Here is a 14,513-nt window from a genome sequence, read left to right as displayed (position 1 = left end):
GGCAAGTCTACTGAGCCTCACCCGAGAGCTCGCTGGCATCGCGGGCGCGCGCGGCGAGCGCCCGGTCGAGCTCGGCGAGGTGCTCCGAGACGATCCGGTGCATCGACGCGGGCTCGGGGTGCTCGGCGAGCCACGCCCGCGTGAGCTCGGCGAGCCCGGCGTCGACGAGCGGGGTCGGGAAGAGCCGGGTGGAGAGGATGGCGGCCATGTTGTAGGAGCGCCCCTCCCAGACCCCTGGCATCGCCTCGAGGTACTCGCGGGCGGCGCCGGCGAGCAGCTCGGGCGCGTTCGTGCGGCGCCAGCCCTCGGCGATCGCGCGGGCGAGGTCGTTCGACAGCGTCGTGTCGGTCATGGCGCGCCGCCACGCGGCATCCTTCACCGCCTGGTCAGGCCGCGCGGCACGCGCCGTCTCGGCGAGCTGGCGGCCCTTCGCGGTGTCGTCGGCGGCGAGCGCCGCGGCGAGCTCCTCGTCGTCGCCCGCGCCGAGCGCGGCACGGGCGATCACGAGCTCCCAGCGGAGGTCGAGGTCGATCTCGAGCCCGTCGAGCGCGATCGTGCCCTCGAGGAGGCTGCCGAGCACGTCGCCGTGCGCGGCGGTCGTCGCGAGCCGGGTGAAGGCCTTCACGAACTGCAGCTGCGCGTCGGACCCTGCCGGCGCGAGCTCGGCGAGCGCCCAGATCGCGTCGCCCGCCTCGGCGGAGAGTCGCTCGCGGTGCTCGTCGGCGAGGTATCGGCCGAGGGCGAGCTCGAGCCGGCCGAGCGCGAGCGACCGCGCCGACGACTGGGTCTCATGGCCGATCGAGGCGAGTACGAGGCGCACGAATGCGGCGGCGGGCAGTTCGGCGTCGCGCACGGCGTCCCAGGCGGAGCCGAGCACCACGGCGCGCGCCACGGGGTCGGCGAGCTCGGCGAGGTGGTGCACCGCCGTCTCGAAGGAGTGCGCGTCGAGGCGCACCTTGGCGTACGTGAGGTCGTCGTCGTTCACGAGGAGGAGGTCGGGCACGGTGCGCCCGACGAGTTCGGGCAGCTCGGTGCGCGCGCCGTCGACGTCGAGCTCGACGCGGAAGGTGCGGGTCAGCCCGCCGTCGCCGAGCGAGTAGCCGCCGATCGCGAGGCGGTGCGGGCGCAGGGTCGGATGCGACGGGGCCGCCGTCTGCTCGACGAGCGCGGCCGTGATCGTGCCCGAGCCGGTCGCCGTGGGCTCAGACTGTTCGACGACGGCGCGCAGCGTGTTGACGCCCGCCGTCTCGAGCCAGAGCTGCGACCATCGCGTGAGCTCGCGCCCGCTGGCCCGCTCGAGCTCGTCGAGCAGGTCGCGGAGCGTCGCGTTGCCGCCGGCGTGGGCGGCGAGGTAGGCGCCGACGCCGCGCTGGAACGCCTCGAGCCCGACCCAGGCGACGAGCTGCTTCAGCACCGAGGCACCCTTGTCGTAGGTGATCGCGTCGAAGTTCACCTCGACGTCCTCGAGGTCGCGGATCTCGGCGACGATGGGGTGGGTCGACGGCAGCTGGTCCTGTTCGGCGGCGTGCGTCTTCTCGTCGCTCGCGAAGGTCGCCCAGACACCGGTGAACTCCGTGACCTGCGAGGTCGCCAGGGTCGAGGCCCAGGTCGCGAACGACTCGTTGAGCCACAGGTCGTTCCACCACTTCATCGTCACCGAGTTGCCGAACCACATGTGGCTGAGCTCGTGCAGCACGACGATCGCGCGCTGCTCACGGCGGGCGTCGGAGACGCGCGAACGGAACAGGTACGACTCGTTGAAGGTGACCGCGCCGACGTTCTCCATGGCGCCCCAGTTGTACTCGGGCACGAAGATCTGGTCGTACTTGCCGTACGGGTAGGGCACACCGAAGGCGTTCTCGTAGAAGGCGAGGCCCGCCTGCACGGTCGAGAACATCATCTCGGGGTCGGCGTACTCGGCGAGCGAGGCGCGGGTGAAGAGCCCGAGCGGCACCTCGCGGCCGTCGATGCTCGCGGCGGTGCCGCGCCAGCTCGCGTAGGGGCCGGCGATGATCGCGACGATGTAGCTCGAGATGACCGGGCCCGTCTCGAAGGCCCAGACGGCCGCCGCAGTCGAAGCCGGGTCGGCCGTGCCGGGGGCCGCGGAGTCGGGGGCGGCGACCGGCTCGGGCGACGGGGCGTTCGACAGCACGCTCCAGTGCGCGGGGGCGGTGATCGTGAAGCGCACGCCCGCCTTGAGGTCGGGCTGGTCGAAGACCGCGTAGACCCGGTTCGCCTCGGCGACGGCGAACTCGGTGTAGAGGTACGTCTCGCCGTCCACGGGGTCGACGAAGCGGTGCAGCCCCTCGCCGCTGTTCGTGTACTTCGCATCGGCGACGACCCGCAGCACGTTCGAGGCTTCGAGACCGTCGAGGCGGATGCGGGTGCCGTCGCTCACCTCTGCCGGGTCGAGGGAGCGCCCGTTGAGCACGACCTCGTGCACCTGCGCGGTGCAGGCCTCGATGAAGGTCGACGCGCCCTCGACGCCCGTGAAGCGCACGGTCGTCTCGCTGCGGAACGTCTCGCCGTCGCCCGTGAGGTCGAGCACGACCTCGTAGCCCGGGGAGCCGACGATCGCGGCGCGCTCCTCGGCTTCGACGCGGGTGAGGTTGGCAGCAGGCATGGACGATCCCTTCGGTGATGACTCGTAGCGACGGTGCCCGGCAAGCCTAGCGAGCCGGGCGGTGCCCGTTCGGCGGCTCGAGCACGCCGTGCTCGTACGCGAGGATGACGAGCTGGACCCGGTCGCGCGCGCCGAGCTTCTGCAGCACCCGGCCGACGTGGGTCTTCACGGTCGACTCGGAGAGGAAGAAGCGCTCGGCGAGCTCGGTGTTGTTGAGCCCCTCGGCGATCGCCTGCAGGATCTCGCGCTCGCGGGCGGTGAGCGCGTCGAGCGGCCCGGGCGCCTCGGTCGCCGGTGCCCGGCCCTCGGAGCCCGCGGGAAGGTCTTCGGCGAAGAGCTCGAGCATGCGCCTCGTCACCCGCGGAGAGAGCGCCGCCTCGCCCGCGTGCACGGTGCGGATAGCGGTGACGAGCTCCTGCGGACGCACGTCCTTGAGCAGGAATCCGCTCGCCCCCGAGCGGATCGCCGCGAACGCGTACTCGTCGAGGTCGAAGGTCGTGAGCACGATGATGCGCGTCGCGGGATGCCTCGCGCTCACCTCCGCGGTCGCGGCGATGCCGTCCATGCCGGGCATCCGCACGTCCATCAGCAGCACGTCGACCTGCGTCGATGCGACGAGCTCGAGCGCGGCACCGCCGTCGGCCGCCTCGCCGACGACCTCGATGCCGGGCTCGGCGTCGAGCACGAGCCGGAACCCGGTGCGCACGAGCGCCTGGTCGTCGACGAGGGCCACACGGATCGGGGCGACGGGGGATCCGGCGGAGGGTGGGAAGTCGGTCGGGGCGTCGGTCATGCGTCGTCGTCCTTCGTCGTGTCGTCGGGGGAGCCTCCCGCGTCGGTCGCCGCGCGGCGGGGGAGCTGCGAGCCGTCGGGATGGCGGAGCACCGCGTGCAGCCGCCACCCGCGACCCGGTCGCGGCCCCGCCTCGAGGGTGCCGCCGTACAGGGCCGCGCGCTCGCGGAGCCCGGCGATTCCGCGCCCGGCGCCGTGCGTCGCGGCATCGGCTCCGCCGCCGTGCGGTGCGTCGTCGTCGACCGTGATCTCGACCCCGTCGGGGCCGTGCTCGACGCGCACGTCGACCTGGTGCGCGCGCTCGCCGTGGCGGAGGGCGTTCGTGAGCCCCTCCTGCACGATCCGGTAGACGGCGAGGCCCGAGGCCGTGTCGTCCGACGGCACGCCCACGGTGATGAGCGTCACCGGCATGCCCGTGTCGCGGAACCCCTGGACGAGGTCGGGCAGCGCGCCGAGGCCGGGCTGCGGCGCGAGCTCGGCCGGCTCGGCGTCGGGCCCGGTGAGCACCCCGAGCATCCGACGCATCTCGCCGAGCGCGTCGCGGCCGGTCTCGGCGACGCTCCGCATCACCTCGGCGGCGCGCTCGGGGTCGCGCGCGACGGTCGCCGCGGAGCCGTCGGCGAGCGTCACCATGACGGTGAGGCCGTGCGAGACGATGTCGTGGAGCTCGCGGGCGATGCGGCCGCGCTCGGCGATCGCGGCGAGCTGGGCCTGCTGGTCGCGCTCCCGGGCGAGGTCGTGCGCGCGGGCGATGAGCGCGTCGAGGTAGCGGCGGCGGTTGCCGACGGTCACGCCGATCAGGGTCGCGACGAGCATGACGACCGCGTACTGGGTCGACGCGGCCCCCGGGCCGCCGAGCAGCTCGGGGCTCTGCAGCACGCCGATCGACGAGAGCCAGTACGCGAGGTAGGCCGCCGCCGTCGAGACGGCGACCGAGCCGGCGAAGCCGATCCAGGCCGACTTCGTCGAGCGGTAGACGCCGAGCCCGTACAGCGCGAAGAGGATCGGGTAGACGTCGCTCGCGCCGAACGGGTAGACGAGGAGGCAGACGAGCCACGCCACCACGGTGACGAGCCACGGCCTCGACCGCCGGAACAGCAGCAGCGCGGCGGCCGCGATCGCGATGCCCACGAGCTGCACGATCGTGGTCCAGAGCGGCTGGGGCGGGTCGTCGGTCGCCATCACGATGGTGCCGATGAAGGTCGGCACGAGGTACGCGGCGGCGATCAGCGCGTCGGCGAGTCGCGGATGCCTCGCCCAGAACTGCCTGATCACCCCGGGAGGCTTCGGCAGACGCAGTTCTCCCCCGACCGCCGAAGCCGGGCGGCCGGGGGAGAACGGTGCTTCCGTCATAGGCAGGACTCTACGCGTCCCGCCGCTTGAGGAGCACGGATGCGCCGACGAGGGAGACCCCCACCCAGGCCAGCACGACCAGGAGGCTCTGCCACGCGTTCGGGCCGACGATCGTCGCCGGGTCCGCGCCGATGGCGGTGAACATCGTCATGCCCGCGTTCGAGAGCAGGTACGGGATCATGTCGGTCGCCCACTCGGCCGGGATGAGCTGCAGGATCGTCGGGACGAGGAGCAGCAGGCCCAGCACCGCGGCGATGCCGCCGGCGCTCGAGCGGAGCATGGTGCCGACGCCGAGGGCGAAGACCGACACGAGCGCGAGGTAGAGCGCGCCGCCGGCGAGGGCGAGCAGCACGTCGCCCTCGAACAGGTTCGCCGAGACGTCGACGCCCGCGAAGACGATCGAGGAGGTGAGGAAGGCGAGGAGGTTCGCGACGAGGCCGACGACGAAGGTGGCGACGAAGAGCACGACGCCCTTTCCGGCGAGGGCCGGGAGCCGCTTCGGCACCGCGGTGAGCGTCGAGCGGATCATGCCCGTCGTGTACTCGCCGCTGATGACGAGCACTCCGAGCACGCCGACGACGAGCTGGCCGAAGTAGACGCCGAAGACGGCGGACTGCAGGACCATCGTCGTCTGGTCGGCGGCCGGCATCGTCGAGCCGTCCATCGTGCCGTCGAAGCCGTACGCCATCGAGAACGACATCAGCGCGGCCATGCCGAGCGAGATCGCGATGACGATGAGGTACGACCACACCGTCGAGCGGAGGCTGCGGAGCTTCACCCACTCGGAGCGCAGCACGCCGCCGAAGCTCAGCCGCGTGGTCGGGGCGATGCGCGAGCCCTGCGAGGGGTGCGCCTGTGCGGGAGCGATGGTGGTCATCGGACGGCCTCCGTACGGTATTCGACCGCGTCGGCGGTCAGGGCCATGTAGGCCTCTTCGAGCGATGCGTTGAGGGGGGTGAGCTCGTGGATCGCGAGCCCGTTCGCCGCGGCGAGGTCGCCGATGCCGGACGCCTCGACGCCCGTCACCTCGAGCAGGCCCGCCTCGGAGCGGATCACGGCTACCTCGGGGGCGGCCAGGAGCTCCGCCAGCTGCGAGGCGTGCGGCGAGCGCACGCGCACCCGGAGCCGGGTGCCGCCCGCGACGATGTCGGCGACCGGCGCGTCGGCGATGATCTCGCCGCGGCCGAGCACGATGAGGTGGTCGGCGGTCTGCGCCATCTCGCTCATGAGGTGCGAGGAGAGGAACACGGTGCGGCCCTCGCTCGCGAGGTGGCGCACGAACTGGCGCACCCAGAGCACGCCCTCGGGGTCGAGGCCGTTGACCGGCTCGTCGAGGATGAGGGTCGCGGGATCGCCGAGCATGGCCGCGGCGATGCCGAGCCGCTGGCCCATGCCGAGCGAGAAGCCGCCGACGCGCTTGCGGGCGACCGACTCGAGCCCGGTGAGCTCGATGACCTCGCGCACGCGGCGCTTGCCGATGCCGTGCGTCGCGGCCATGGCGAGAAGGTGGTTCTCGGCGGTGCGGCCGGTGTGCACGGCCTTCGCGTCGAGGAGCGCGCCGACCTCGTGCAGCGGGGCGCGGTGCTCGGCGTACGGCTTGCCCCCGACGGTGACCGTGCCCTCGCTCGGGCGGTCGAGGCCGACGATCATGCGCATCGTGGTCGACTTGCCGGCGCCGTTCGGGCCGAGGAACCCGGTCACCTGACCGGGGCGCACGCTGAACGTGATGTCGTTGACGGCCGTCTTCTGGCCGTAGCGCTTGGTGAGCGCGGTTGCGGTGATCATGTCTTCGACGTTACGGATGACACCGCCTCCGGCGCGTCCGCCGTGGGAATGGTTCGGGGCGGCGGCGAGTGGTACCGGGGTACCACTCGCCGCCGCCCCGATGAGGCCGCGGTGCGACTACTGCGCGTCGCGGGCCTGCGCGGCGAGGGCGCGCTCGACGCCCGCGACGTTCTCGATCACGAGACGGCGCAGCGCCGGCGGGGCGTCCTGGTTCGCGTCGAGCCAGGCGTGGCTGGCGTCGACGAGGGCGCGGTTCGCGAGCGTGGCCGGGTAGAGCAGCTCGACGAGCTTCTCGGCGATCGCGTAGCTGCGGGTCTTCCAGACCTCGCCGAGCATGCCGAAGTAGCGTTCGACGAACGGCGCGAGCAGCGCCTGCTCGTCGGCGCGCACGAAGCCCGCCGCGGTCGTGCGCACGACCGAGTTCGTCGCCGTGTCGGACTCGACGATCGACGCCCAGGCGCGCTGCTTGCCCTCGGCGGTCGGCATCGCGGCGCGGGCGTGCGCCGCCGACTCCTGGCCGGTCGCGGTCTTGTCGGTCTCGAGGCGCGCGTCGATCTCGGCGTCGCCGGCGCGGCCCGCGGCGACGAGCGCGATGAGCAGCTCCCAGCCGAGGTCGGTGTCGATGTCGAGCCCTTCGAGCGCGATGGAGCCGTCGAAGAGCCCGGCGAGCGCGTCGACCTTCGTGCCGGCCTCGGCGATCGCGGCGAACGCCTTCACGAACTGGAACTGCGCGTCGCTGCCGGCCTCGGCCTGCTGCGCGAGCTGCCAGAAGCCGTCGGCGAGCGCCCGGCGCGCGTCGGCACGGTGCCCGGGGGCGACGTACGAGCTCGCGGCGAGCTGCGCGTTGGCGAGGATGATGCGGAGCGTCGTCGACTCGGTCTCGCTCGCGACGTTGCCCAGCACGAGGTCGAGGTACTCGCTCGCGCTCGTCTCGGCGTCGCGCGTGGCATCCCAGACGCTCGACCAGACGAGGGCGCGGGCCAGCGGGTCCTCGATCTTCGAGAGGTTCGCGATCGCGACCTCGAGCGACGGCTCGTCGAGGCGGATCTTCGCGTACGCGAGGTCGTCGTCGTTGAGGAGCACGAGGTCGGGGCGTGCGAGGCCGACCAGCTCGGCGACGTCGGTGCGCTCGCCGTCGACGTCGAGCTCGACGCGGTGCTCGCGGACGAGCTTGCCGTCCTTCAGGTTGTAGAAGCCGATCGCGAGGCGGTGCGCGCGGATGGTCGGGTAGTCGGGGTGGGCCGACTGCAGGACGGCGAACGAGGTGATCGCGCCGGAGGCATCCGTGGCGATCTCGGGGCGGAGGGTGTTGACGCCCGCGGTCTCGAGCCACTGGCCCGCCCAGCCCGACAGGTCGCGGCCCGAGGCCGTCTCGAGCTCGGCGAGCAGGTCGGCGAGGGTCGTGTTTCCCCAGGCGTGCTTCTTGAAGTACGCCGAGACGCCGGTGAAGAACGCCTCGATGCCCACCCACGCGGCGAGCTGCTTGAGGACCGAGCCGCCCTTGGCGTACGTGATGCCGTCGAAGTTGACGAGCACGTCCTCGAGGTCGCGGATCTCGGCGGAGATGGGGTGCGTCGAGGGCAGCTGGTCCTGCCGGTACGCCCACGCTTTCTCCATCGAGTTGAAGGTGGTCCAGGCGTGCTTCCACTCGGTGGCCTCGGCGGTCGCGATGGTGGACGCCCACTCGGCGAACGACTCGTTCAGCCAGAGGTCGTTCCACCACTTCATGGTGACGAGGTCGCCGAACCACATGTGCGCGAGTTCGTGCAGGATCGTGACGACGCGGCGCTCCTTGATCGCGTCGGTCACCTTCGAGCGGAAGACGTACGTCTCGGTGAAGGTCACGCAGCCGGCGTTCTCCATCGCGCCCGCGTTGTACTCGGGCACGAAGAGCTGGTCGTACTTGTCGAACGGGTACGGCACGTCGAACTTGTCCTCGAAGTACTCGAAGCCCTGCTTCGTCTTCTCGAAGATGTAGTCGGCGTCGAGGTACTGCGACAGGCTCTTGCGGCTGAAGACGCCGAGCGGGATGGTGCGGCCGTCGGCGCTCGTGAGCTCGTCGCGCACGACGTCGTACGGGCCCGCGACGAGCGCCGTGATGTAGCTCGAGATGCGCGGGGTGGGCTCGAACGCCCAGGTCGCCTTCGACACGTCGTCGGCGCGGCGGGTCGAGGGGAGCAGCTGCGGCTCGGGCGTCGGCTGGTTCGAGACGACCTGCCAGTGCGACGGGGCCGTGACGGTGAACCGGAAGGCGGCCTTGAGGTCGGGCTGCTCGAACACCGCGAACATGCGGCGCGAGTCGGGCACCTCGAACTGGGTGTAGAGGTAGACCTCGCCGTCGGCGGGGTCGACGAAGCGGTGCAGGCCTTCGCCGGTGTTCATGTAGCGGCCGTCGGCCTCGACGACGAGCACGTTCTCGGCTTCGAGGTTCGGCAGCTGGATGCGCACGCCGTCGCTCACCTCGGCCGGGTCGAGCGAGACGCCGTTGAGGGTGACCGAGTGCACCTTCGCGGTGATCGCGTCGATGAACGTCGACGCCCCCGGCGTCGCCGCGTCGAAACGCACGGTCGTGGTGGTCGTGAAGACCTCGGGGCCGACCGTGACGTCGAGCACGACGTCGTAGTCGTGCACCGTCACGAGCGCGGCGCGCTCCTCGGCTTCGAGTCGGGTGAGATTCTCTCCGGGCACGTGCGCTCCTTCGCAAGTATCGACGCGGCTCGTGGCCGCAGGCAACGCGTTCCAGCCTAGCCCTGCCTGCCTCGTGCAGGTGGGAATCGTGCTCGACGGGGTCGATGCGCCCGGCTTCCATGCGTGAGAATGCAGTGAGCATCCACCACGCACCCGGGGGAACCATGGCCTTGGAGTATCTCGGCGTGACCGCCGACGAGGAGTCCGTCTACCGCGCCCTCATGTCGCGCCCCGGCGCCCACCTGCTCGAGCTCGCCGACGCGCTCGCCCTGCCCCCCGGCCGGGTGCGCGTCGCCGCCGACGGTCTCGTCGAGCGCGGCCTCGCGGTGCCGGGGGAGGGTCATCGCTTCGCGGTGACCCCGCCGGATCTCGCCCTCGCCGCGCAGCTCGCCGAACAGCGCGCCCGGCTCAACGAGGCGGAGCTCGCGCTCGCCGAACTCGTCGGCACCTACCGGTCGAGCGCGCTCGGCAGCAGCGAGCGCGAGCTCATCGAGGTGCTCGAGGGGCCCGACGCCGTCGGCCGCCGGTTCCTCCAGCTCCAGCACTCGGCCCGTGAGCGGATCGACATCTTCGTCACCGGGCGCCCGCAGGTCGTCGGCGACGGCAACACCGAGGAGGCCGCCGCGCTCGCGCGGGGCGTCAGGGCGCGAGCGGTGATCGACCGCGACTTCCTCGTCGAGCCCGACGCGGTGCGCAACGTCGAGCAGTCGCTCGGCTCGGGCGTCGACGTCCGCACCACCGGGCAGATCCCCCTGAAGCTCATCGTCGTCGACAGCCGCCTCGCCATGCTGCCCGTCGCCGGTCGCGGCACCGGCGTCGACCCGAGCCTCGTCCTCCGCGGCGGCCCGGCGCAGCTCGCGCAGGGCCTCTTCGACGCCGTCTGGGCGAGCTCGCGCCCGTACGGCACGACGAACGAGGCGCTCGACGCCGACGACCACCGCATCATGCAGCTGCTGCTCGCGGGCTTCACCGATGCGGCGATCGCGACGCAGCTCGAGACCTCGGCGCGCACCGTGCAGCGGCGCATCAGCGGGCTGATGGCACGCGCGGGGGTGACGAGCCGGGTGCAGCTCGGCTGGCACGCGCGCGAGCACGGCTGGGGGTGAGCGTCGCGACCGGGGCGGATGCCACGGGCCGAGCGTGCGGCGTAGCCTGACCCCATGCGCATCACCGTCGACGAGCACGCACCGACCGCGGACCGCTACCGCGCGTTCGCCGAGGTCGAGGCGCGCGGCATGTCGGCGACGTACGACGCCTGGGCGCTCGGCGTCGCAGCCGACCCCGCGACGGTCGCGCTGATCGACGAGCTGCCGCCCGCCAAGCGCCAGCCGAACCTCGTCTTCTCCGCGGCCCGGTTCCACGGCGTCGAACCCGGGACGTACGAGACGTTCGCCGACTGGCTGCGATCGCATTGGCCCGAGGTGCGCGGGACCGCGGAGACCCACTCCACCCAGACGAACGAGGCCGGGCGCTGCGCACTGCACCTGCCGGTGCTCGCCGAGATCCCGGGGCCGCTCGCGCTGCTCGAGGTCGGCGCGTCCGCGGGGCTCTGCCTCTACCCCGATCGGTACGGCTACCGCTACTCGGGGCACGGACGGCTCGACCCCGCCGGCGGGCCGAGCACGGTCGTGCTCGACTGCGAGGTGCGCGACGCGGGCGGCGACGGGGTCGTCGCGGTGCCGTCGCGCCTGCCCGAGGTCGCCTGGCGCGCCGGCATCGACCTCAACCCGCTCGACGTGACGGACGCCGATGACCTCGACTGGCTCGACGCGCTCATCTGGCCCGAGCACCACGACCGGCGCGCGCGCCTGCGGGCGGCGGCGGCGATCGTGGCATCCGACCCGCCGCGCCTCGTCGCGGGAGACCTCAACGAACGTCTCGCCGCGCTCGCCGCGGAGGCGCCCAGGGACGCGACGCTCGTCGTGCTGCACACCGCCGTCATCGCCTACCTCGACGAGGCGGCCCGAGCGCGCTTCGCCGAGACCGTCCGCGAGCTGCCCGGGCACTGGCTCTCGGCGGAGGGCCGGGGGGTCGTTCCGGGCATCGCCGCACGCGACGACGTGCCGAACGAGTCGAGCGACTTCGTGCTCGCGCTCGACGGCGTGCAGCGGGCCTGGGCGCAACCGCACGGGCGAGCCCTCACCCGGGTGCCGAATCCCTAGAATCGCTGTATGCGCATCCACATCGCGACCGACCACGCCGGCCTCGAATTCAGCCGGACCCTGCAGGCCCACCTCTCGAACGCCGGCCACGAGGTGATCGACCACGGTCCGGTCGAGTACGACGCGCTCGACGACTACCCCGCCTTCTGCATCAACGCGGCGCTCGGTGTCGCCCGCGACCAGGCGGCCGGCACGAAGGCGCTCGGCGTCGTGTTCGGCGGCTCGGGCAACGGCGAGCAGATCGCCGCCAACAAGGTCGACGGCATCCGCGCCGCGCTCGTCTGGAGCATGGACACCGCCATCCTCGCCCGCGAGCACAACGACGCGAACGTGATCTCGATCGGCGCCCGCCAGCACACGGTCGAAGAGGCGATCCGCTACATCGACGCGTTCATCGCCGAGCCGTTCTCGGGCGACGAGCGGCACGTCCGCCGCATCGCCCAGCTCGCCGAGTACGAGACGACGGGCGACATCGCCGGCAAGGGCGTCGACGTCGCGCCGCACGCCGAGGCACCGGCGGAGTAGCAGGGTGCCCGAAGGCCACTCCGTCCACCGGATCACACGCCAGTTCGAGCGCAACTTCGTCGGGCACGTCGTGCACGCGTCGAGCCCGCAGGGCCGCTTCGCCGTGGGCGCCGCCGAGATCGACGGCCGGCGCATGACCGATGCCCGCGCCGTGGGCAAGCAGATGTTCCTCGGCTTCGAGGGCGACGTGTGGCTGCGCGTCCACCTCGGCATGTACGGGGCGTGGGACTTCGCGGGCGAGATCCTGATGGATGCCACGATCGCCTCCGCGAACGGGCGGATGGGCCAGACCAACCAGCGCGGAACGTTCCTCGACGCCCCGAACCCCGACGAGGTCGTGTTCGACGGGGCGGGCGAGAACTCGCTGCACTCGATCGGCGCACCCCGCAAGACCCGGCTGCGCATGGCGGAGTCCGAGAAGGACAAGGGGGCTGAGGCCTTCGACACCTTCCCGCCCGAGCCGATCGGGCAGGTGCGGGTGCGCCTGCTCACCGACACGATCTGCGCCGACCTCCGCGGACCGACCGCATGCGAGGTGCTCGACCCCGTGCAGGTCGAGCAGACGGTCGCGAAGCTCGGCCCCGACCCGCTGCTCGATCCCGGGCCCGACGCCGAGGAGCGCTTCACGAGCGTGGTCCGGCGCAAGCCCACCCCCATCGGCCTGCTCCTCATGGACCAGAACGTCGTCGCCGGCATCGGCAACGTCTACCGGGCCGAGCTGCTGTTCCGAGCCCGGCTGAACCCGCACACCCCGGGCAAGAAGGTGCCCGAGGAGCTCGTGCGCGAGCTCTGGCGCGACTGGGCGAAGCTGTTGCGCATCGGCGTCGAGACCGGGCAGATGATGACGATGGACGACCTCGACCCCGAGGCGTATCGCGCGGCCATGGCGAGCCGCGACGACCGGCACTGGGTCTACAAGCGCGAGGGCCTGCCGTGCCGGGTCTGCGGCACGAACATCGTGCTGGAGGAGATGGGCGCCCGCAAGCTCTACTGGTGCCCGTCGTGCCAGGCCTGAGCCCGGCGTCGCAGGCGGCGGAGCCGCTGCTGCTCGCGGGGGCCCGGCTGCCCGGTGTCGACGCGCCCGTCGACCTGCACCTCGCCGGCGGTCGCGTCGCCGCGATCCGGCCGGCCGGGAGCCGGCAGGACGCCGAAGTCCCGGGTGCAGCCGCCGCCGCAGCCGCCGACGTGGGGGGCGCCCGTCGCGTCGAGCTCGACGGGCGCTTCGTCGTCCCCGGCCTCCACGACCGTCACGTGCACGTCTCGCAGTGGGCGATGGTGTCGCGCCGCCTCGAGCTCTCCGCCGCCGCGAGCGCGGCGGAGGTCGCGGCGCTGGTCGCGGCAGCCGTCGCGGCCGGCGCGACCGAGGTCGCCGGGTTCGGCTACCGCGACGGACTCTGGGCCGACGCGCCCTCGTCCGCGCTGCTCGACGCGGTCGCGGGCGAGACGCCCGTCGTGCTCGTCGCCGCCGATCTCCACGCGTGCTGGCTCAACTCGGCCGCCGCGCGCCGGCACGGAGTGCAGCTGCCCGACGACGGCATCCTCCGCGAGGACGCGTGCTTCGCGCTCGTCCGTGAGCTCGACGACGTCGCCGACGAGCTCCTCGACGGCTGGGTCGCGGAGGCGGCCCGCCGGGCCGCGGAGCGCGGCGTCGTCGGCGTCGTCGACTACGAGATGCGCTGGAACCGCGACGACTGGGCCCGTCGTGCCGCCGGAGGGTTCCCGCTGCGGGTCGCCTTCGGCATCTACCCCCAGCACCTCGAGCGGGCGATCGAGCTCGGTCTCCGCACCGGCGACGAGGTCGAGGGCACGGGCGGCCTCGTCACGGTCGGCGGCGCCAAGGTCATCACCGACGGCTCGTTGAACACCCGCACGGCCTGGTGCTTCGACCCGTATCCGGGCCTCGGCGCGCACGAGCACCCGCACGGCCTCTCGACGGTGCCCTACGAGGAGCTCGTGCCCCACTTGCGACGCGCGCACGAGCACGGCATCACGCCCGCGGTGCACGCGATCGGCGACCGCGCGAACGCACGGGTGCTCGACGCCTTCGAGGCGGTGGGCTGCACGGGGTCGATCGAGCACGCCCAGCTGCTGCGCCACGACGACGTCGCCCGGTTCGCCCGGCTCGGCATCGTCGCGGGCGTGCAGCCCGAGCACGCGATGGACGACCGCGACGTGGCGGACCGGTACTGGCCCGGCCGCACGGATCGGGCGTTCATGCTCGCCGGGCTCGCCGCCGCCGGGGTCGAGCTCGCCCTGGGCTCCGACGCGCCGGTCGCGCCGCTCGACCCGTGGGTCGCGATCGCCGCCGCCGTGGGCCGCGCTCGCGACGGTCGCGAGCCGTGGCATCCCGAGCAGTCGATCGAGGCGCGGGCAGCACTCGCCGCCTCGACGAACCGCGCCGGCCACGAGGTGCGCACGGGCGCCACCGCCGACCTCGCGGTGATCGAGCTCGACCCGTTCGCGGTCCCGGCCGGCGAACTGCGCACGATGCCGGTCGCCGCGACGCTCGTCGCGGGCGCGTTCACGCACTCGACGCTGTAGTCCCACGGGGGAAAACCCCCGCCGCGATCCGGGCGCCCGCCGGG

11 protein-coding genes are annotated in these 14,513 nt (G+C 72.8%); 5 read left to right on the top strand and 6 right to left on the bottom strand.

Annotation, left to right across the window (positions count from 1 at the left end; translation table 11 throughout):
• Positions 1-7: 7 nt before the first annotated feature.
• From pepN (ACFVTH_RS16360) to pepN (ACFVTH_RS16335), 6 genes are all read right to left on the bottom strand, one after another.
• Positions 8-2,623 (bottom strand): aminopeptidase N, encoded by a 2,616-nt coding sequence (gene pepN / locus ACFVTH_RS16360; RefSeq protein WP_387093110.1) that lies wholly within the window; start codon positions 2,621-2,623, stop codon positions 8-10.
• 46 nt (positions 2,624-2,669) lie between these two features.
• Positions 2,670-3,416, bottom strand: coding sequence for a response regulator (locus tag ACFVTH_RS16355; protein WP_387093107.1), 747 nt, complete (start codon positions 3,414-3,416; stop codon positions 2,670-2,672).
• Positions 3,413-4,768, bottom strand: a complete 1,356-nt coding sequence (locus ACFVTH_RS16350) for a sensor histidine kinase (protein WP_387093104.1) — start codon at positions 4,766-4,768, stop codon at positions 3,413-3,415. The genes ACFVTH_RS16355 and ACFVTH_RS16350 overlap by 4 nt, the downstream gene beginning before the upstream one ends.
• A 10-nt stretch (positions 4,769-4,778) precedes the next feature.
• Positions 4,779-5,645 (bottom strand): ABC transporter permease, encoded by an 867-nt coding sequence (locus tag ACFVTH_RS16345; RefSeq protein ID WP_387093101.1) that lies wholly within the window; start codon positions 5,643-5,645, stop codon positions 4,779-4,781.
• On the bottom strand, positions 5,642-6,553 hold the full coding sequence (locus ACFVTH_RS16340) for an ABC transporter ATP-binding protein (RefSeq protein WP_387093099.1): 912 nt from the start codon (positions 6,551-6,553) through the stop codon (positions 5,642-5,644). The genes ACFVTH_RS16345 and ACFVTH_RS16340 overlap by 4 nt, the downstream gene beginning before the upstream one ends.
• A gap of 117 nt (positions 6,554-6,670) precedes the next feature.
• Entirely contained in the window at positions 6,671-9,241 is a 2,571-nt protein-coding gene (pepN, locus tag ACFVTH_RS16335) for an aminopeptidase N (RefSeq protein ID WP_387093096.1), read from the bottom strand.
• A 185-nt stretch (positions 9,242-9,426) separates the two neighbouring features.
• Here pepN (ACFVTH_RS16335) and ACFVTH_RS16330 point away from each other — a divergent pair, with 185 nt between their 5' ends.
• From ACFVTH_RS16330 to ACFVTH_RS16310, 5 genes are read left to right on the top strand one after another with little or no spacing between them, the layout of a single operon-like run.
• The gene (locus ACFVTH_RS16330) at positions 9,427-10,347 is read left to right on the top strand and encodes a LuxR C-terminal-related transcriptional regulator (RefSeq protein WP_387093093.1); all 921 of its coding nucleotides are present in this window, start codon (positions 9,427-9,429) and stop codon (positions 10,345-10,347) included.
• Between the two features lie 54 nt (positions 10,348-10,401).
• Positions 10,402-11,403, top strand: a complete 1,002-nt coding sequence (locus ACFVTH_RS16325) for a DUF2332 family protein (protein WP_387093090.1) — start codon at positions 10,402-10,404, stop codon at positions 11,401-11,403.
• Between the two features lie 9 nt (positions 11,404-11,412).
• Entirely contained in the window at positions 11,413-11,928 is a 516-nt protein-coding gene (locus tag ACFVTH_RS16320) for a ribose-5-phosphate isomerase (RefSeq protein WP_387093087.1), read from the top strand.
• Positions 11,929-11,932: 4 nt separating this feature from the next.
• The gene (locus tag ACFVTH_RS16315; protein ID WP_387093084.1) at positions 11,933-12,943 is read left to right on the top strand and encodes an Fpg/Nei family DNA glycosylase; all 1,011 of its coding nucleotides are present in this window, start codon (positions 11,933-11,935) and stop codon (positions 12,941-12,943) included.
• On the top strand, positions 12,922-14,469 hold the full coding sequence (locus ACFVTH_RS16310; protein ID WP_387093081.1) for an amidohydrolase: 1,548 nt from the start codon (positions 12,922-12,924) through the stop codon (positions 14,467-14,469). The genes ACFVTH_RS16315 and ACFVTH_RS16310 overlap by 22 nt, the downstream gene beginning before the upstream one ends.
• The last annotated feature ends 44 nt before the right edge of the window (positions 14,470-14,513 follow it).

It is taken from the genome of Agromyces sp. NPDC058104 (assembly GCF_042884835.1).
Lineage (GTDB): Bacteria > Actinomycetota > Actinomycetes > Actinomycetales > Microbacteriaceae > Agromyces.
This window is presented reverse-complemented; position numbering and strand designations above follow the sequence as displayed.